We start from the raw sequence: 18,294 nt of genomic DNA, 5'->3' as shown, positions 1-18,294 counted from the left end.
CAGGTAAGGTTTCCCCGGACGATTTGCTGGATTACTCTGTTTGGCAAATTTGCTCAGGGAAAACCTTGCAGGAGATCTATGACCGTACGCGTAGCGATAAATGGCTTCGGTCGCATCGGGCGTAATGTGGTTCGTGCTTTGTATGAATCCGGACGCCGGGCGGAAATTACCGTGGTGGCAATCAACGAACTGGCGGATGCTGCGGGCATGGCGCATTTGTTGAAATATGACACCAGTCATGGCCGTTTTGCATGGGAAGTACGACAGGAACGCGATCAACTTTTTGTTGGTGATGACGCCATCCGCGTATTGCACGAACGTTCACTGCAATCGCTCCCATGGCGTGAACTTGGCGTCGATGTGGTTCTTGACTGCACCGGCGTATATGGCTCCCGCGAGCATGGCGAAGCGCATATTGCCGCCGGGGCCAAAAAAGTGCTCTTTTCACATCCTGGTAGTAATGATCTCGACGCGACCGTGGTTTACGGCGTCAATCAGGATCAACTTCGTGCGGAACACCGCATCGTTTCTAACGCTTCCTGTACCACGAATTGCATAATTCCCGTCATCAAATTGTTAGATGATGCGTACGGTATTGAGTCCGGCACTGTGACCACAATTCACTCCGCCATGCACGATCAACAGGTTATTGATGCATATCATCCTGACCTGCGTCGCACCCGGGCAGCCAGCCAGTCGATCATTCCAGTCGATACTAAACTGGCCGCCGGTATCACACGATTTTTTCCGCAATTTAACGATCGCTTTGAAGCAATTGCGGTGCGTGTACCAACCATAAATGTGACGGCAATCGATTTAAGCGTGACGGTGAAGAAACCTGTAAAAGCCAATGAAGTCAACCTGTTGCTGCAAAAAGCAGCACAAGGTGCATTTCATGGTATAGTTGACTATACGGAATTGCCGTTGGTCTCTGTAGATTTTAACCACGATCCGCACAGTGCCATTGTCGATGGCACCCAAACCCGGGTCAGTGGCGCACATCTGATCAAAACGTTGGTCTGGTGCGATAACGAATGGGGCTTTGCTAACCGAATGCTCGACACGACGTTAGCTATGGCTACTGTTGCTTTCAGGTAAGACGCAAGCAGCGTCTGCAAAACTTTTAGAATCAACGAGAGGATTCACCATGTCTGTAATTAAGATGACCGATCTGGATCTTGCTGGGAAACGTGTATTTATCCGTGCGGATCTGAACGTACCAGTAAAAGACGGGAAAGTAACCAGCGACGCGCGTATCCGTGCTTCTCTGCCGACCATCGAACTGGCCCTGAAACAAGGCGCGAAAGTGATGGTAACTTCCCACCTGGGTCGTCCTACCGAAGGCGAGTACAACGAAGAATTCTCTCTGCTGCCGGTTGTTAACTACCTGAAAGACAAACTGTCTAACCCGGTTCGTCTGGTTAAAGATTACCTCGACGGCGTTGACGTTGCTGAAGGTGAACTGGTTGTTCTGGAAAACGTTCGCTTCAACAAAGGCGAGAAGAAAGACGACGAAACCCTGTCCAAAAAATACGCTGCACTGTGTGACGTGTTCGTAATGGACGCATTCGGTACTGCTCACCGCGCGCAGGCTTCTACTCACGGTATCGGTAAATTCGCTGATGTTGCGTGCGCAGGCCCGCTGCTGGCAGCTGAACTGGACGCGCTGGGTAAAGCACTGAAAGAACCTGCTCGCCCGATGGTGGCTATCGTTGGTGGTTCTAAAGTATCTACCAAACTGACCGTTCTGGACTCCCTGTCAAAAATCGCTGACCAGCTGATCGTGGGTGGTGGTATCGCTAACACCTTTATCGCGGCACAAGGCCACGATGTGGGTAAATCCCTGTACGAAGCTGATCTGGTTGACGAAGCAAAACGTCTGCTGACCACCTGCAACATTCCGGTTCCGTCTGACGTTCGCGTAGCAACTGAGTTCTCTGAAACTGCACCGGCTACCCTGAAATCTGTTAACGATGTGAAAGCTGACGAGCAGATCCTGGATATCGGCGATGCTTCTGCGCAGGAACTGGCTGAAATCCTGAAGAATGCGAAAACCATTCTGTGGAACGGCCCGGTTGGCGTGTTCGAATTCCCGAACTTCCGCAAAGGTACTGAAATCGTGGCTAACGCTATCGCAGACAGCGAAGCGTTCTCCATCGCTGGCGGCGGCGACACTCTGGCAGCAATCGACCTGTTCGGCATTGCTGACAAAATCTCCTACATCTCCACTGGCGGCGGCGCATTCCTCGAATTCGTGGAAGGTAAAGTACTGCCTGCAGTAGCGATGCTCGAAGAGCGCGCTAAGAAGTAAAAAATCACAGGGCAGGGAAACCTGCCCTTGTTGCAGCGCGCTTTTAGAGCACGCATTTTTTCATACTCTAAATAATTCGAGTTGCAGGAAGGCGACAAGAGAGTGAATCCCCAGGAGCTTACATAAGTAAGTGACTGGGGTGAGCGAACGCAGACGCAGCACATGCAACTTGAAGTATGACGAGTATAAGGCCCGACGATACAGGACAAGAGACATGTCTAAGATTTTTGATTTCGTAAAACCTGGCGTAATCACTGGTGATGACGTACAGAAAGTTTTCCAGGTAGCAAAAGAAAACAACTTCGCACTGCCAGCAGTAAACTGCGTCGGTACTGACTCCATCAACGCCGTACTGGAAACCGCTGCTAAAGTTAAAGCGCCGGTTATCGTTCAGTTCTCCAACGGTGGTGCTTCCTTTATCGCTGGTAAAGGCGTGAAATCTGACGTTCCGCAGGGCGCTGCTATCCTGGGTGCGATCTCTGGTGCGCATCACGTTCATCAGATGGCTGAACATTATGGTGTTCCGGTTATCCTGCACACTGACCACTGCGCGAAGAAACTGCTGCCGTGGATCGACGGTCTGCTGGACGCAGGTGAAAAACACTTCGCTGCTACCGGTAAGCCGCTGTTCTCTTCTCACATGATCGACCTGTCTGAAGAATCTCTGCAAGAGAACATTGAAATCTGCTCTAAATACCTGGAGCGCATGTCCAAAATCGGCATGACTCTGGAAATCGAACTGGGTTGCACCGGTGGTGAAGAAGACGGCGTGGACAACAGCCACATGGACGCTTCTGCACTGTACACCCAGCCGGAAGACGTTGATTACGCATACACCGAGCTGAGCAAAATCAGCCCGCGCTTCACCATCGCAGCGTCCTTCGGTAACGTACACGGCGTATACAAGCCGGGTAACGTTGTTCTGACTCCGACCATCCTGCGTGACTCTCAGGAATATGTTTCCAAGAAACACAACCTGCCGCACAACAGCCTGAACTTCGTATTCCACGGCGGTTCCGGTTCTACTGCTCAGGAAATCAAAGACTCCGTAAGCTACGGCGTAGTGAAAATGAACATCGATACCGATACCCAATGGGCAACCTGGGAAGGTGTTCTGAACTACTACAAAGCGAACGAAGCTTATCTGCAGGGTCAGTTGGGCAACCCGAAAGGCGAAGATCAGCCGAACAAGAAATACTACGATCCGCGCGTATGGCTGCGTGCCGGTCAGACTTCGATGATCGCTCGTCTGGAAAAAGCATTCCAGGAACTGAACGCGATCGACGTTCTGTAAGTCATTCCTTTCTGCTTATCTCAAGGCCCGCTCTGCGGGTCTTTTTTTCGCCAAAAGAAAAAATGCCTGATGCGCTACGCTTATCAGGCCTACACGTATCCTGCAATATATTGAATTTGCAGGTTTTTGTAGGCTGGATAAGGCGTTAAAGCCGCATCCAGTATGACAAATCGCACATTGCTATCTGTCTGAGGCCCGCTCTGCGGATCTTTTTTCACCAAAAGCAAGGTGATGCAGATGAGAAATCTGTGATCTATTTGGCAAAATTATGCTTTATTGTTTACCCTTGTCAGACTGCCCGTCATAAGGCGGCGGAGTGTATTTCTCCATTTTGAGTCAGTTGAAAAGGAATATTGAATGGAAGATTTGAATGTTGTCGATAGCATAAACGGCGCGGGGAGCTGGCTGGTGGCTAACCAGGCGCTGCTGCTAAGTTATGCAGTAAACATCGTGGCGGCACTCGCGATCATCATCGTTGGTTTGATTATCGCGCGGATGATTTCCAACGCGGTGAATCGCCTGATGATCTCCCGTAAAATCGATGCCACCGTTGCTGATTTTCTTTCTGCATTAGTCCGTTACGGAATTATCGCCTTTACGCTAATCGCTGCACTGGGCCGCGTGGGCGTACAAACAGCGTCAGTCATTGCTGTACTCGGTGCCGCCGGCTTAGCTGTTGGTCTGGCTTTGCAGGGGTCACTGTCTAACCTGGCCGCTGGCGTGTTACTGGTCATGTTCCGCCCGTTCCGTGCCGGAGAATATGTTGACCTCGGCGGCGTAGCCGGTACTGTGCTGAGCGTGCAGATTTTCTCCACCACCATGCGTACTGCAGACGGTAAAATTATCGTTATTCCGAACGGTAAAATTATTGCCGGGAATATTATTAACTTCTCCCGCGAGCCAGTTCGCCGTAACGAATTTATTATTGGCGTGGCGTATGATTCCGATATCGATCAGGTTAAGCAGATCCTGACCAATATTATCCAGTCTGAAGACCGCATTTTGAAAGATCGCGAAATGACTGTGCGTCTGAACGAACTTGGCGCATCGTCGATTAATTTTGTGGTCCGCGTCTGGAGCAAAAGCGGCGATCTGCAAAACGTGTACTGGGATGTGCTGGAGCGTATTAAACGTGAATTTGATGCCGCCGGTATCAGCTTCCCGTACCCGCAAATGGATGTGAACTTTAAGCGGGTGAAAGAAGACAAAGCTGCATAATCAACGCTGAGGCCAGATAATACTCTCTGGCCTCTCTCTTATTAGTTTTTCTGATTACCAATTAATATTATCAATTTCCGCTAATAACAATCCCGCGATATAGTCTCTGCATCAGATACTTAATTCGGAATATCCAACGTGTTTTCTTATTACTTTCAAGGTCTTGCTCTTGGGGCGGCTATGATCCTGCCGCTCGGTCCACAAAATGCTTTTGTGATGAATCAGGGCATTCGTCGTCAGTACCACATTATGATTGCCTTACTTTGTGCTATCAGCGATTTGGTCCTGATTTGCGCCGGGATTTTTGGTGGCAGCGCGTTATTGATGCAGTCGCCGTGGTTGCTGGCGCTGGTCACCTGGGGCGGCGTAGCCTTCTTGCTGTGGTATGGTTTTGGCGCTTTTAAAACCGCAATGAGCAGTAATATTGAGTTAGCCAGTGCCGAAGTCCTGAAGCAAGGAAGATGGAAAATTATCGCCACCATGCTGGCAGTGACCTGGCTGAATCCGCATGTTTACCTGGATACTTTTGTGGTGCTGGGTAGCCTTGGGGGGCAGCTTGATGTTGAACCAAAACGTTGGTTTGCGCTCGGGACAATTAGCGCCTCTTTCCTCTGGTTCTTTGGTCTGGCTCTTCTCGCAGCCTGGCTGGCACCGCGTCTGCGTACGGCAAAAGCACAGCGCATTATCAATCTGGTAGTGGGATGTGTTATGTGGTTTATTGCCTTGCAGCTGGCGAGAGACGGTATTGCTCATGCACAAGCCTTGTTCAGTTAGGCGCTATCTGATGGAAAAATAAAACAGAGGCGCTAAGCTTGCCTCCAGAGGTCCTGAATTTTGGGCAAGTCAATTAACACGGAGAGACTAACGTGAAGTTCAAAGTTATCGCCCTGGCGGCATTAATGGGTATTAGCGGGATGGCAGCGCAGGCTAACGAATTGCCGGATGGACCGCATATTGTCACCTCCGGTACGGCAAGCGTGGATGCGGTGCCAGACATTGCCACTCTTGCGATTGAAGTCAACGTGGCCGCGAAGGATGCCGCTACTGCCAAGAAACAGGCGGATGAGCGCGTCGCACAATACATTTCCTTCCTTGAACTCAATCAGATCGCGAAAAAAGATATCAGCTCAGCGAACTTACGCACCCAGCCAGATTATGATTATCAGGATGGTAAAAGTATCCTGAAAGGCTACCGCGCAGTGAGAACGGTGGAAGTCACGCTCCGTCAGTTAGACAAACTGAATTCCTTGCTGGATGGTGCGCTGAAGGCGGGTCTTAACGAAATTCGTTCTGTATCGCTGGGCGTGGCGCAGCCGGATGCCTATAAAGACAAAGCGCGTAAGGCAGCGATTGATAACGCGATTCATCAGGCGCAGGAACTGGCGAACGGCTTTCATCGTAAACTAGGGCCGGTATATAGCGTGCGCTACCATGTTTCCAACTATCAGCCCAGCCCAATGGTGCGGATGATGAAAGCCGATGCCGCGCCGGTCTCAGCCCAGGAAACTTACGAGCAGGCTGCTATTCAGTTTGATGATCAGGTCGATGTGGTCTTCCAGTTAGAACCTGTGGATCAACAACCCGCTAAAACACCTGCCGCACAATAATACTTGTAGCCCGACGTATTGGTCGGGCTAATGCCTTTACCCGATATTGCCTCCTTTTTCTGTAATTTTCTGTAAAACCATGACGTAATCACCTATCTTTGCTCGCGGTTTCATCAAGGATAGGCTGACTGAAACGGTTAAGCGGACAAGGATGCGGGGGAGCGGGGATGGACATTTTTATTTCGAAAAAGATGCGCAATTTCATTTTATTAGCGCAAACCAATAATATTGCCCGGGCGGCAGAAAAAATCCATATGACGGCTTCGCCATTTGGCAAAAGCATTGCCGCGCTGGAAGAACAAATTGGCTATACGCTATTTACCCGCAAAGATAATAATATCAGCCTCAATAAAGCCGGGCAGGAACTGTATCAAAAACTGTTCCCGGTTTATCAACGGCTTTCTGCGATTGATAATGAAATCCATAACTCAGGACGTCGTTCACGAGAAATTGTGATAGGCATAGATAATACTTATCCGACCATTATTTTTGATCAGTTGATTAGTCTCGGAGATAAGTACGAAGGCGTGACCGCTCAGCCAGTTGAGTTCAGCGAAAACGGCGTTATCGATAATCTTTTTGACCGTCAGTTAGATTTTATAATCTCCCCACAGCATGTATCTGCACGAGTTCAGGAACTGGAAAACCTGACTATCAGTGAACTACCACCGCTGCGATTGGGCTTTCTCGTTTCTCGCCGTTATGAAGAGCGACAAGAGCAAGAGTTGCTTCAGGAGCTACCCTGGCTACAAATGCGCTTTCAGAACCGGGCCAACTTCGAAGCAATGATTGATGCGAATATGCGTCCTTGTGGGATCAATCCCACCATTATTTATCGACCTTACAGTTTTATGGCCAAAATCAGCGCCGTGGAGCGCGGACATTTTCTGACGGTGATCCCGCATTTTGCCTGGCGACTGGTGAATCCGGCAACGCTGAAATATTTTGATGCGCCGCACAGGCCGATGTATATGCAGGAATATCTTTATTCAATCAGAAATCATCGTTATACCGCCACGATGCTTCAGCATATTGCTGAAGATCGTGACGGGACGAGTCATTAACCCAGCATCGAGCCGGTTGCAATTAAATTACGGTGTAAATCGAAGACGTGGCTAAGATCGTGGTGAATATGTCCGCCGGGCGCATTTTCCAGATAGCGATGCAGATAATCCCGATACATAGGATGTGCACAATTATCAATGATGGTGCGGGCGCGTTGAAGCGGGGAAAGACCACGCAGATCGGCGATCCCTTGTTCGGTGATGATCACTTTGACGCTGTGTTCGCTGTGATCAACATGGCTGCACATTGGCACGACGGTTGAGATCTTGCCTTCTTTAGCAATCGACGGGGCCATAAAGATCGACAGATACGCGTTGCGTTCAAAATCACCGCTGCCACCGATGCCGTTCATCAGATCGACCCCGGCTACGTGCGTTGAGTTGGCATGCCCGTAAATATCAAACTCCAGGCCGACGTTCAGAGCGATGACGCCCAGACGACGGATGATTTCCGGGTTATTGGAAATCTCCTGCGGACGCAACACAATGCGGCTGGCAAAGTAATCCATATTGTCGTAAATCTTGCGCAGGGAATCGGCCGAGATAGTCAGGCTGGAGGCGCTGGCCCCGCTGATTTTGCCCGTTTCCAGTAAATGCACCACCGATTCCTGTAGCACTTCCGAATACATCATGAACGGAGGAATTTCCGGGTTTTCCCCTAGTCGCGCCATGACTGCATTATTGATATTGCCCACGCCACTTTGCAGCGGCAGAAATTCCGGCGGAATACGCCCATGCGCCATTTCCTGCAACAAGAACGTGACCACGTTATCGGCAATCTGCTGGCACATGGGATTTTGCTTATCCAGCATATTACCGGCGTCGGGCAAGTTGGTTTCCACGACGGCGACAATCTTTTTCGGATCGATTTGCACATAGCGGGTACCGACGCGATCCATTGCATGGAAGATCGACACGCTATTGCGCCGCGGTGGCGCGCCAGGAATCACAATATCCGCCAGTTCTGCAACGCGCGGATCGTGATAGTGATTGAGTTCAATGATCACTTTCTTCGCCCGCAGCAGCCAGGTCGGCGCATTACCGATCCCGCTGGTTAACCAGACTCGACCATCCGGTGCCAGTGCCGATGCTTCAATGACGGCAACATCAATTTCGCCGAAGAAACCGTAATTGACCATTTGCGCCACTTCGCTCAAATGCAGGTCAACGAAACTCACCGCGCCCTGATTGATCTTTTTACGTAAACCGGACGATGTTTGATATGGCGCACGCCAGGAAACAGCATCGGCGTCAGAAAGTACATCGTCAGCGGCGGCGCTGATTGACGCCCCCGTCAGTAGGCGGATTTGATACGGCTTTTTGGCCTCATGCTGTTCGTTAGCTCTGCGGGCAATGGCGGTGGGAAGGGCTTTCGGCGAACCCGCCGGGGTAAAGCCGCTAAATGCCACCATGTCGTTATGCTGGATAATTTCTGCCGCTTCATCGGCGGTCATCCTTGTCCACTGAGTTTCCATTTTTACTCCTTCGTTCGCAGGGATTAATGACCAACGAAATTAGGTTTACGTTTTTCGAGGAAAGCGTTCATCCCTTCCTGGTAATCTTCGCTGTCATAAACCGCGCGGCGCATCCCCTGAATACGTTCAAATTCATCGGAGTTCATGGTGTGTGCTTCGCCCAGTACACGCAGTTCTTCTTTGATAACGGCAATGGCTAACGGCGCTTTCTCAGAGATGTGATGCGCCATTTGTAAGGTGAAATCTTCCAGTTCTTCCACTTCCACAACATGGTTGAGGATGCCGACAGCCAGCGCGCGCTGGGCTGTGATTGGCGAAGCGGTAAAAATCAGCTCTTTGACAATGTGGAAGCCCGCGTCGCGGGTCAGGTTGTGAATGCCGACCAGGTTATACGGGACGCCGAGGTTTACAGGCGTCATTGAGAAGGTTGAGGTACTGGCGGCGATGATCAGATCGGAACTCATGATCATTTCAAATGCGCCCCCCCAAACACTACCTTCCACCATCGAAATGATCGGTTTCGGGAATTTTTGGATCATGCGGGTGATTTGACGCAACGGATCATCATAGGAGAGCGGATCGCGACCGCCAGACGGCAGTTCGTGAATATCGTGACCTGCGGAGAAGACTTTGGATCCACTCGGCGCGCGCAAAATGATACAGCGAATTTCCGGCCGGTTGAGATCGCTTAATGCCTGCATAAGATCATCAATAAAAACTTTACTTAAGGCATTAAGTTTTCGGCCATAGTTAAACTCAATGACCGCCACTTTGTTGATAGTGACAACGTTCACATACTGATAAGACATAAAAATTCCTTTAATCAAAATATTGCGTCTGGATAAATTCACTGAGCTGTCGCAGGCCGGTGCGCGGTGAGAGCGTATTGTTTTTGACCGCTAAAAGCGTCTGGCGGTAATAACGATCGAAATCTTCATTCGCGAACAGGTGATTCAGTACTTCTTCTTCGGTTTGTTTACGCAGCCATTCCACCGATTGTTGTTGCCGCACTTGCTGTAAACGACCACTGGCAGTTAGCGCGGTTTTGAAGTCGATGATGGCGTGCCAGATCTCATCGATTCCACGTTTTTCCAGTGCGCTACAAGTCAGAACTCGTGGCTGCCATTCGTCGTATTTACGTCGCAGAATATGCAGGGCACTCTCGTACATATGCCGGGCAATGGCGACATTGGTATGGTTATCGCCATCGTCTTTGTTGATAACGATCAGATCTGCCACTTCCATCAGCCCCTTTTTAATCCCCTGCAGATCATCGCCGCCACCGGCAATTTGCAACGAGATAAAACAGTCCACCATGCGGGCGACTTCCGTTTCCGACTGTCCGACGCCAACCGTTTCGACAATCACTACGTCATAACCCGCCGCTTCGCATAACAGCATTAATTCCCGCGCTCGCTGACTGGCACCGCCCAGATGGCCGGAGGATGGTACCGGGCGAATAAACGCCGCCTCGGCACGCGCCAGGTCATTCATGCGGGTTTTATCCCCGAGAATGCTACCGCCAGTGACCGGGCTGCTGGGATCGACCGCAATAACCGCAACCTTTAGTCCCTCACGAATCAACAACATGCCAAAGGCTTCAAGAAAGGTACTTTTCCCCGCGCCGGGTGTGCCGGTAACACCCAGTCGCAGGGCGTTACCACAGAACGGCATAATGGCATCAAGCAGTTGCGTACTTAGCGCCTGATGACGCGGGTGACGGCTTTCCACCAGCGTCATGGCCTGGGCGAGCGTGGCACGCTCACCCTGACGTAAGCGGCGAATACTTTCTGCCAGCGTGGCTTCATTAATCATGATGCTGGCTTATCAGATTCAGTACGTCGCGCACGCTGTCGAGCATAGGCGTACCTGGACCATAAATCGCCACCACGCCGCGCTCCTGCAGGAAGGCGTAATCCTGCGGCGGAATGACGCCACCCGCGACCACGCAGATATCTTCGCGTCCCCATTTTTTCAGCGCTTCGACCAGTTCCGGGATCAGCGTTTTATGACCGGCAGCCAGTGAAGATGCGCCCACTACGTGAACGTCGTTTTCTACTGCCAGGCGGGCGATCTCTTCAGGTGTAGAGAACATCGGGCTTAAATCTACGTCGAAACCGAGATCGGAATAGGCGCTGGCGATCACTTTCGCGCCGCGATCGTGCCCATCCTGGCCCATTTTGGCGATCAGAATGCGCGGGCGACGACCATTGTCGGCAAGGAACTGCTCCGTTTGCGCAACAATGGCATCGAACTCGGAGGCCGATTTCTCAGACTGATGATAGCTTTGCGCAATCACGCCGGTAACACACTGGCTTGGCACCAGATAACGGTCGAAAGCGGCTTCCAGCGCATCGGAAATTTCACCCAGGGTGGCGCGAACGCGAGCGGCATTAACAGCGGCAGCCAGCAGGTTTTCGTTATGCTGTGCGGCGTGAGTCAGGGCGTTCAACGCGGCGGTTACGGCGGCATCATCACGGGTGGCGCGAATGCGTTCCAGCGAAGCAATTTGCTCGTTACGCACCATCACGTTGTCGATCTCAAGTACATCGGTTTCGTCTTCGTGATCCAGTTTGTACTTGTTGACACCAACGATGACACGCTTGCCCTGGTCGATCAACGACTGTTCGCGCGCGGAGGCCTCTTCGATCATTCGTTTTGGCAGACCTGCTTCGATCGCTTTCGCCATACCTCCGGCTTCGTCGATCTGTTGGATAATGGCTCTGGCTTGTTTGACGATTTGATCGGTCAGCGATTCAACGTAATAGGATCCGGCCAGTGGATCGACGGTGCGGCAGAGTTCTGATTCTTCCTGAATGATGATCTGGGTATTGCGGGCAATGCGTGCTGAGAAATCGGTAGGCAAACCAAGCGCTTCATCAAAGGCGTTGGTATGCAGTGACTGAGTACCGCCCAGCGTTGCAGCCAGTGCTTCAATGGTGGTGCGGATAACGTTGTTATACGGATCCTGTTCAGTCAGGCTCCAGCCTGAGGTCTGGCAGTGGGTACGCAGCGCCAGTGATTTCGGATCCTGTGCGCCAAATCCACTGACCGCTTCGCTCCATAAATAACGTGCCGCACGCAACATGGCGACGTTCATAAACAGATCCATGCCAATGCCGAAGAAAAACGACAGGCGAGGAGCGAAGTCATCAATTTTCAGCCCAGCGGAGATTGCTGCTTTGATGTACTCAATCCCATCAGCGAGCGTAAATGCTACCTGCTGCACGCAGTTGGCACCCGCTTCACCCATATGGTAACCGCTGATACTGATGGTATTAAAGCGAGGCATGTTGCCAGAACACCAGGCAATGATGTCAGCAATAATGCGCATTGACGGTTTCGGCGGGTAAATATAGGTGTTGCGGCAGAGATACTCTTTGAGGATATCGTTCTGAATGGTGCCTGTCAGTTTATCGGGCGTAACTCCTTGCTCTTCTGCGGCGACGATATAAAACGCCAGTACGGGTAACACTGCGCCATTCATGGTCATCGAAACCGACATTTTATCCAGCGGGATCTGGTCGAACAGGACTTTCATATCTTCCACGGTGTCGATAGCAACGCCCGCTTTGCCGACGTCGCCCGCCACGCGCGGGTTATCGGAGTCGTAGCCACGGTGGGTGGCAAGGTCAAACGCAACGGAAAGACCTTTTTGCCCGGCGGCCAGGTTACGGCGATAAAAAGCGTTAGACTCTTTTGCTGTCGAGAAACCGGCATACTGACGGATAGTCCACGGTTGGGCGGTATACATAGTGGCACGCGGGCCACGAACGTAGGGTGGCAAACCAGGAAGGGTACCGGTCACTTCCAGATTATCGAGATCGGCTTCAGTATACAGCGGCTTGATGGCGATCCCTTCTGCGGTTTGCTGAACCAGCGAGTCGACAGTTTTCTCCCGACGGCTCAATTCCTTGTTGGCAAGCTGTTGCCACTCCTGCACGTTAGACATTATTTGCTCCATAAAACGCAATCAAAATGAGGGTATTTGCGCTTACGGTGAGCTTTTTACGTGGGTTTGTCGCCAGCAAAAAAAATGCATTCAGACGTCGTTTTTTGCCGCCTGAGATTTGTCTATTTTGTGATGTGATTCAAGGAATACAAAAAGAACTGGAGGTGATGCCTGGTATGTATTACCAGGCATTATTTGATGGATTATTCCTGACGAAGAACTTTGTGACCATAATCGAGCAACGCATCAGTGACTTTACGCATCATGCGGCTTTCAGGAGCAAAGCGGTGCCAGTAGAGCATCCGGCGTTGAAATAGCCCTGGCGTTAAGTCAATCAGTTCGCCGCTGGCCAGTTCTTTCTCGATTTGCAGATGTGGGATCATACAGCAGGTGGTCCCCTGACGAGCAAGTTGCACGAACGCTTCTGAAGAATTAACGATATGGCAGGGTACGCTGCCTGGAGGCAGATCAAAGTTTTGCTGCAAAAAGGCCTGGTGCATATCATCAAGATGGTCAAACGCGACCACTGGCGCTTTCAGTAATGCCGAACGCGTTACGCCGTTAGGGAAATATTTTTCGGCGAACGGTTTTGAGCTGACGAACAGATAGTCGAGCGCACCGAGCTTATCGACAAGACAACTCGGTAGCGCCTGATGTTGAATACTCACCGCGCCGACCACTTCGCCGCGACGCAGACGTTCCTGAGTGCGGGTTTCATCTTCTACCTGCAAGTTGAGGCGGATAGGCGAATCAGCTAACACAGGAGCCAGCGCCGGAAGCAACCACGTCGCCAGACTGTCAGCGTTGACCGCCAGTGAAAGCAGCAGCGGAGTTGAACCGGTTTGTTCATCGCCCAGCCACTCTTCTTCCAGTAACTCCACCTGGCGTAGCAGTGCCAGCAGTTTTTGCCCTTGTTCCGTCGGGCGCGGCGGTACGGTACGCACCAACAGCGGCTGCCCGAACATATTTTCCAGTTGCTTAATGCGCTGTGAGACGGCTGATTGTGTAATGCACAGCTTTTGTGCCGCGCGCTCAAATCCTCGTTCACGTATCACCGCATCCAGTGCCTGTAATGTTCTGTAGTCCGGGCGTTTCATTGCTGTTGTCTGCTCCTGGTAAATGCTTTTTCCTGCACTATGACACAATTTTGCGTCAGGTTGCATATACCGAAGCCGTCGGCGGGTACATTTGTATCAGTGGTTAAACACGCAGCTTAAAAGATCAGGGATTTGCGCTATTGCATTTCGCTCAGCGAGTTCGCGCCCTGGAGCGGCATACCCAGACCTTTATATGCTTTGTTTGCGGGGCGAAAGGGGATGCCCGCTATTGCACGATATTTTATGGATGAGGTAACCACGCGACTTGCCAACGGGGTCTGAATCGCTTTTTTTGTATATACTCGTCATACTTCAAGTTGCATGTGCTGCGTCTGCGTTCGCTCACCCCAGTCACTTACTTCTGTAAGCTCCTGGGGATTCACTCTCTTGTCGCCTTCCTGCAACTCGAATTATTTAGAGTATAATGCGTGTGAAATTTCATACCACAGGCGAAACGATCATGACGCAGGATGAATTGAAAAAAGCAGTAGGATGGGCGGCACTTCAGTATGTTCAGCCCGGCACCATTGTTGGTGTAGGTACAGGTTCCACCGCCGCACACTTTATTGATGCGCTTGGCACGATGAAAGGCCAGATTGAAGGGGCTGTTTCCAGTTCGGATGCGTCCACTGAAAAACTGAAAAGCCTCGGCATTCACGTTTTTGATCTCAACGAAGTCGACAGCCTTGGCATCTACGTTGATGGCGCAGATGAAATCAACGGCCACATGCAAATGATCAAAGGCGGCGGCGCAGCGCTGACCCGTGAAAAAATCATTGCTTCGGTTGCGGAAAAATTTATCTGTATTGCAGACGCTTCTAAGCAGGTTGATATTCTGGGCAAATTCCCGCTGCCAGTAGAAGTTATCCCGATGGCACGTAGTGCAGTGGCGCGCCAGCTGGTGAAACTGGGCGGTCGTCCGGAATACCGTCAGGGCGTGGTGACCGATAACGGCAACGTGATCCTCGACGTCCACGGCATGGAAATCCTGGACCCAATAGCGATGGAAAACGCCATAAATGCGATTCCGGGCGTGGTGACTGTTGGCTTATTTGCTAACCGTGGCGCGGACGTTGCGCTGATTGGCACACCTGACGGTGTCAAAACCATTGTGAAATGATCTGACGGGGGAATCTCCCCCGTTAAAAAAATTCTCTTCGTTAAATTTGGTGACATGTGTCACGTTTTTACCTGGCTATTGTCGATTGCTCTAAATAAATCCTCTAATCCAGCATATTCATCCAAGAAAAACCTTTGCGTGATATTTCCTCAACATCGCGACGCAAACGTTCATATTGCCGCAATATTATTTTTTGATATGTTGAAAGGCGGATGCAAATCCGCACACAACATTTCAAAAGACAGGATTGGGTAAATGGCAAAGGTATCGCTGGAGAAAGACAAGATTAAGTTTCTGCTGGTAGAAGGCGTGCACCAAAAGGCGCTTGAAAGCCTTCGTGCAGCGGGTTACACCAACATCGAATTTCACAAAGGCGCGCTGGATGATGAACAATTAAAAGAATCCATCCGCGATGCCCACTTCATCGGCCTGCGATCCCGTACCCATCTGACTGAAGACGTGATCAACGCCGCAGAAAAACTGGTCGCTATTGGCTGTTTCTGTATCGGAACAAACCAGGTTGATCTGGATGCAGCTGCAAAACGCGGGATCCCGGTATTTAACGCACCGTTCTCTAATACGCGCTCTGTTGCGGAGCTGGTAATTGGCGAACTTCTGCTGCTATTGCGCGGCGTACCGGAAGCCAACGCTAAAGCGCACCGTGGTGTCTGGAACAAGCTGGCAGCTGGCTCTTTTGAAGCGCGCGGCAAAAAGCTGGGTATCATCGGCTATGGTCATATTGGTACACAGTTGGGCATTCTGGCTGAATCGCTGGGAATGTATGTTTACTTTTATGATATTGAAAACAAACTACCGCTGGGCAACGCCACTCAGGTACAGCATCTTTCTGATCTGCTGAATATGAGCGATGTGGTGAGTTTGCATGTGCCAGAGAATCCGTCCACCAAAAATATGATGGGCGCGAAAGAGATTTCGCTAATGAAGCCCGGCTCGTTGCTGATTAATGCCTCGCGCGGAACGGTGGTGGATATTCCGGCGCTGTGTGACGCGCTGGCGAGCAAACACCTGGCAGGTGCGGCAATCGATGTCTTTCCGACGGAACCGGCGACCAACAGCGATCCGTTTACTTCGCCGCTTTGCGAGTTCGACAACGTCCTTCTGACGCCACATATTGGCGGTTCGACTCAGGAAGCACAGGAGAATATCGGCCTGGAAGTTGCGGGTAAATTGATCAAGTATTCTGACAATGGCTCAACGCTCTCTGCGGTGAACTTCCCGGAAGTCTCGCTGCCACTGCACGGTGGGCGTCGTCTGATGCACATCCACGAAAACCGTCCGGGCGTGCTGACTGCGCTGAACAAAATCTTTGCCGAGCAGGGCGTTAACATCGCCGCGCAATATCTGCAAACTTCCGCCCAGATGGGTTATGTGGTTATCGATATTGAAGCTGATGAAGACGTTGCCGAAAAAGCGCTGCAGGCAATGAAAGTTATTCCGGGCACCATTCGCGCCCGTCTGCTGTACTAATTCCCCTTCTCTGAAAATTAACGGGCAGGTCACTGACTTGCCCGTTTTTTTATCCCTTTTCCCGCGCATGTCACTGCCATTTGTAGTGCGCTGCAATTGCCTTTGCGAGTCTGCTCGAAGAAATAAATTAAAGCCAGATCAATGCGTTGTGCTTATTTAAAGAGAGTTTACGATGGCAGGGCAGCATGGGGCTGTAACGGTAAAGCCCTCACCGAAGCGAGGGCTTGAAGGAGAAGGGTTATGATGCGACTCGTCATCATACTGATTGTACTGTTACTCATAAGTTTCCCAGCTTATTAACAGTCAGTCACAGGGGAGGAGCAATCCTCCCTTACCCTTACTCACTAAATTAGGTCAAAGAATCAACGATGTCAATCAGGGCGATGCAGGTGTGTCGCCCTCACCACTCCCAGACTTTCGACGGCGTAACTACTGCAGGAAGTGGAATATCCCACTCTTCAACGGGGAGTTTTTCTACCAACTGACAATCATGCGCATAACCCACCGGTTGCATTTGATAGCGCTGCCAGTTTTGTAAGGTCCGATCATAAAAACCACCGCCCATTCCCAGGCGCTGACCGTACTCATCAAAGGCGACCAGCGGTGTGATCAACACGTCTAATCGGGAAAGGGGTAGCACGTCACGCACATCCAGTTTTGGCTCATGGATCTTCAACCTGTTCATCACCAGTTCGCTTTGCGGATGGTAATTCAGGAACAGCAAATTACCGGCACTAAAGGGATGCAAAACTGGAAGATATACGCGCTTACCGGCGCGCCAGAGTTGTTCTATGAGTGGCTGGGTGTCGAGTTCGCCATCAAAAGAGAGGAATACAGCGACCGTATGCGCCATCACCACCGGGGGATACGTCATCATCCGGGTAGCAGCTTGTTGACCCATTTCTTGCTGTTGTTTCGGCGTTAACGCACGACGACGTTGCCGAATCATTTTGCGGATTTCTTGTCGAGATAATGTCAGTGGGATTTCTGGTAGTTGCGTCATGGCTGGTGCCAGATAAGAAGGGAATCTCCGAGATGCCGCCGCAGGCTGTAACCCTTGAACCCTTGGTTCAAGGTGAATGTGTCGTCACAGTTTTAAGGCTTCTCGGACGGACCGAGCATGCTCACCAACCGCGGAGCGCCACATTCTTGTGGTATGAAATATCGGCTCAGGGGACTGGCCCGCTTGCGAACATCTCAGAGAAATTTTGTCTTCACGGTTACTCTACCACAGTAAACCGAAAAGTGTCATTCAAAGTTTTGGTTAGTTTTTTCGGTGATGCGACCTTGTTCAAGTAACGCTTGTTCTATGGTCTGCTGCAGCATCCGAATACGCTGTTCCATGCTTGCCGCGTAATCACGAGTCTTCGCTTTTTCTTGCGCTAACTCATAGCTGATATTCAATGCGGCAATGAAGACCAACTGTTCAGTATTTGTGACTCTAGTGCGTTCTTTCAGATCTTGCAACCGTTGGTTCAGATCGTCCGCTGCCTGATTCAACGCATCCCTTTGGTCAGGCGGGCAGTTCACACGCAGTGAACGGCCAAAAATTTGGATATCGACGGGTTGTGCAGACATGCCACCTTCCTGCTGATTGACTGCGCTGCCTTCGTCTTTAGACCCATGGTCTGCGAAGGGGCGACACTATAGCTACCCTGATGAGAAGAG

General features: G+C 51.0%; 17 protein-coding genes and 1 other RNA gene. 10 read left to right on the top strand and 8 right to left on the bottom strand.

All coding sequences use genetic code 11. From position 1 onward, the window contains the following. Nucleotides 1–78 precede the first annotated feature (78 nt). The 7 genes from epd (at nucleotide 79) to srsR (ending at nucleotide 7,494) form a co-directional block, all read left to right on the top strand. Nucleotides 79–1,098: an erythrose-4-phosphate dehydrogenase gene (gene epd, locus QUE74_RS19045; RefSeq protein ID WP_000218480.1), complete on the top strand. Its 1,020-nt coding sequence runs from the start codon at nucleotides 79–81 to the stop codon at nucleotides 1,096–1,098. A gap of 49 nt (nucleotides 1,099–1,147) precedes the next feature. Next, nucleotides 1,148–2,311, top strand: a complete 1,164-nt coding sequence (gene pgk, locus QUE74_RS19040) for a phosphoglycerate kinase (protein ID WP_000111269.1) — start codon at nucleotides 1,148–1,150, stop codon at nucleotides 2,309–2,311. A 214-nt stretch (nucleotides 2,312–2,525) separates the two neighbouring features. Then, nucleotides 2,526–3,605 carry a class II fructose-bisphosphate aldolase gene (gene fbaA / locus QUE74_RS19035; protein WP_000034372.1) on the top strand — a complete coding sequence of 360 codons (1,080 nt, stop codon included), beginning with the start codon at nucleotides 2,526–2,528 and terminating at the stop codon, nucleotides 3,603–3,605. 357 nt (nucleotides 3,606–3,962) lie between these two features. Beyond that, nucleotides 3,963–4,823: a small-conductance mechanosensitive channel MscS gene (gene mscS / locus QUE74_RS19030; RefSeq protein ID WP_000389817.1), complete on the top strand. Its 861-nt coding sequence runs from the start codon at nucleotides 3,963–3,965 to the stop codon at nucleotides 4,821–4,823. Nucleotides 4,824–4,961: 138 nt separating this feature from the next. Further along, complete coding sequence (gene argO, locus QUE74_RS19025; RefSeq protein WP_000493349.1) at nucleotides 4,962–5,597, top strand: arginine exporter ArgO; 636 nt, start codon at nucleotides 4,962–4,964, stop codon at nucleotides 5,595–5,597. Between the two features lie 92 nt (nucleotides 5,598–5,689). Next, the gene (locus QUE74_RS19020) at nucleotides 5,690–6,430 is read left to right on the top strand and encodes an oxidative stress defense protein (protein ID WP_000669834.1); all 741 of its coding nucleotides are present in this window, start codon (nucleotides 5,690–5,692) and stop codon (nucleotides 6,428–6,430) included. Between the two features lie 167 nt (nucleotides 6,431–6,597). Next, nucleotides 6,598–7,494, top strand: coding sequence for a LysR family transcriptional regulator SrsR (srsR, locus tag QUE74_RS19015; RefSeq protein ID WP_000350807.1), 897 nt, complete (start codon nucleotides 6,598–6,600; stop codon nucleotides 7,492–7,494). Here the strand turns inward: srsR and scpC are convergent. From scpC to argP, 5 genes are all read right to left on the bottom strand, one after another. Then, nucleotides 7,491–8,969 carry a propionyl-CoA:succinate CoA transferase gene (gene scpC / locus QUE74_RS19010; protein ID WP_000449950.1) on the bottom strand — a complete coding sequence of 493 codons (1,479 nt, stop codon included), beginning with the start codon at nucleotides 8,967–8,969 and terminating at the stop codon, nucleotides 7,491–7,493. The two genes, srsR and scpC, sit on opposite strands and share 4 nt — an antisense overlap. A gap of 23 nt (nucleotides 8,970–8,992) precedes the next feature. Beyond that, nucleotides 8,993–9,778, bottom strand: a complete 786-nt coding sequence (gene scpB / locus QUE74_RS19005) for a methylmalonyl-CoA decarboxylase (protein ID WP_000122080.1) — start codon at nucleotides 9,776–9,778, stop codon at nucleotides 8,993–8,995. A 10-nt stretch (nucleotides 9,779–9,788) separates the two neighbouring features. Then, nucleotides 9,789–10,784 carry a methylmalonyl Co-A mutase-associated GTPase MeaB gene (meaB, locus tag QUE74_RS19000; RefSeq protein WP_000606507.1) on the bottom strand — a complete coding sequence of 332 codons (996 nt, stop codon included), beginning with the start codon at nucleotides 10,782–10,784 and terminating at the stop codon, nucleotides 9,789–9,791. Then, on the bottom strand, nucleotides 10,777–12,921 hold the full coding sequence (gene scpA / locus QUE74_RS18995) for a methylmalonyl-CoA mutase (RefSeq protein WP_000073259.1): 2,145 nt from the start codon (nucleotides 12,919–12,921) through the stop codon (nucleotides 10,777–10,779). Before scpA ends, meaB begins: the two co-directional genes overlap by 8 nt. 203 nt (nucleotides 12,922–13,124) lie before the next feature. After that, the gene (argP, locus tag QUE74_RS18990; RefSeq protein WP_001360955.1) at nucleotides 13,125–14,018 is read right to left on the bottom strand and encodes a DNA-binding transcriptional regulator ArgP; all 894 of its coding nucleotides are present in this window, start codon (nucleotides 14,016–14,018) and stop codon (nucleotides 13,125–13,127) included. A gap of 460 nt (nucleotides 14,019–14,478) precedes the next feature. Between argP and rpiA the strand changes: the two genes are divergently transcribed. From rpiA to ibsC, 3 genes are all read left to right on the top strand, one after another. Continuing rightward, a complete protein-coding gene (rpiA, locus tag QUE74_RS18985; RefSeq protein WP_000189743.1) occupies nucleotides 14,479–15,138 on the top strand; it encodes a ribose-5-phosphate isomerase RpiA in 660 nt (219 codons plus the stop codon). 255 nt (nucleotides 15,139–15,393) lie between these two features. Then, nucleotides 15,394–16,626, top strand: a complete 1,233-nt coding sequence (gene serA, locus QUE74_RS18980) for a phosphoglycerate dehydrogenase (protein WP_001151605.1) — start codon at nucleotides 15,394–15,396, stop codon at nucleotides 16,624–16,626. Between the two features lie 240 nt (nucleotides 16,627–16,866). Continuing rightward, nucleotides 16,867–16,926: a type I toxin-antitoxin system toxin IbsC gene (gene ibsC / locus QUE74_RS18975; RefSeq protein WP_071525914.1), complete on the top strand. Its 60-nt coding sequence runs from the start codon at nucleotides 16,867–16,869 to the stop codon at nucleotides 16,924–16,926. 100 nt (nucleotides 16,927–17,026) lie between these two features. On the opposite strand, the gene QUE74_RS18970 is transcribed toward ibsC, so the two are convergent. From QUE74_RS18970 to zapA, 3 genes are all read right to left on the bottom strand, one after another. After that, nucleotides 17,027–17,629, bottom strand: coding sequence for a 5-formyltetrahydrofolate cyclo-ligase (locus QUE74_RS18970; protein WP_000192740.1), 603 nt, complete (start codon nucleotides 17,627–17,629; stop codon nucleotides 17,027–17,029). 20 nt (nucleotides 17,630–17,649) lie between these two features. Continuing rightward, nucleotides 17,650–17,833: non-coding RNA, 6S RNA (gene ssrS, locus QUE74_RS18965), on the bottom strand. 41 nt (nucleotides 17,834–17,874) lie between these two features. After that, the gene (gene zapA, locus QUE74_RS18960) at nucleotides 17,875–18,204 is read right to left on the bottom strand and encodes a cell division protein ZapA (RefSeq protein ID WP_001276008.1); all 330 of its coding nucleotides are present in this window, start codon (nucleotides 18,202–18,204) and stop codon (nucleotides 17,875–17,877) included. Nucleotides 18,205–18,294 lie beyond the last annotated feature (90 nt).

This window comes from Escherichia sp. 10290 (assembly GCF_030295155.1).
Classification (GTDB): Bacteria; Pseudomonadota; Gammaproteobacteria; order Enterobacterales; family Enterobacteriaceae; genus Escherichia; species Escherichia coli_F.
Note: the sequence above shows the minus strand (reverse complement) of the source record. Positions and strands in the feature narration are given on the sequence as shown.

Excerpts from the sequence above, each read along its gene's own strand:
- epd (WP_000218480.1), top strand. The coding sequence starts at position 79 with ATGACCGTACGCGTAGCGATAAATGGCTTCGGTCGCATCGGGCGTAAT.
- pgk (WP_000111269.1), top strand. The coding sequence starts at position 1,148 with ATGTCTGTAATTAAGATGACCGATCTGGATCTTGCTGGGAAACGTGTA.
- fbaA (WP_000034372.1), top strand. The coding sequence starts at position 2,526 with ATGTCTAAGATTTTTGATTTCGTAAAACCTGGCGTAATCACTGGTGAT.
- mscS (WP_000389817.1), top strand. The coding sequence starts at position 3,963 with ATGGAAGATTTGAATGTTGTCGATAGCATAAACGGCGCGGGGAGCTGG.
- srsR (WP_000350807.1), top strand. The coding sequence starts at position 6,598 with ATGGACATTTTTATTTCGAAAAAGATGCGCAATTTCATTTTATTAGCG.
- scpC (WP_000449950.1), bottom strand. The coding sequence starts at position 8,969 with ATGGAAACTCAGTGGACAAGGATGACCGCCGATGAAGCGGCAGAAATT.
- scpB (WP_000122080.1), bottom strand. The coding sequence starts at position 9,778 with ATGTCTTATCAGTATGTGAACGTTGTCACTATCAACAAAGTGGCGGTC.
- meaB (WP_000606507.1), bottom strand. The coding sequence starts at position 10,784 with ATGATTAATGAAGCCACGCTGGCAGAAAGTATTCGCCGCTTACGTCAG.
- scpA (WP_000073259.1), bottom strand. The coding sequence starts at position 12,921 with ATGTCTAACGTGCAGGAGTGGCAACAGCTTGCCAACAAGGAATTGAGC.
- argP (WP_001360955.1), bottom strand. The coding sequence starts at position 14,018 with ATGAAACGCCCGGACTACAGAACATTACAGGCACTGGATGCGGTGATA.
- rpiA (WP_000189743.1), top strand. The coding sequence starts at position 14,479 with ATGACGCAGGATGAATTGAAAAAAGCAGTAGGATGGGCGGCACTTCAG.
- serA (WP_001151605.1), top strand. The coding sequence starts at position 15,394 with ATGGCAAAGGTATCGCTGGAGAAAGACAAGATTAAGTTTCTGCTGGTA.
- QUE74_RS18970 (WP_000192740.1), bottom strand. The coding sequence starts at position 17,629 with ATGACGCAACTACCAGAAATCCCACTGACATTATCTCGACAAGAAATC.
- zapA (WP_001276008.1), bottom strand. The coding sequence starts at position 18,204 with ATGTCTGCACAACCCGTCGATATCCAAATTTTTGGCCGTTCACTGCGT.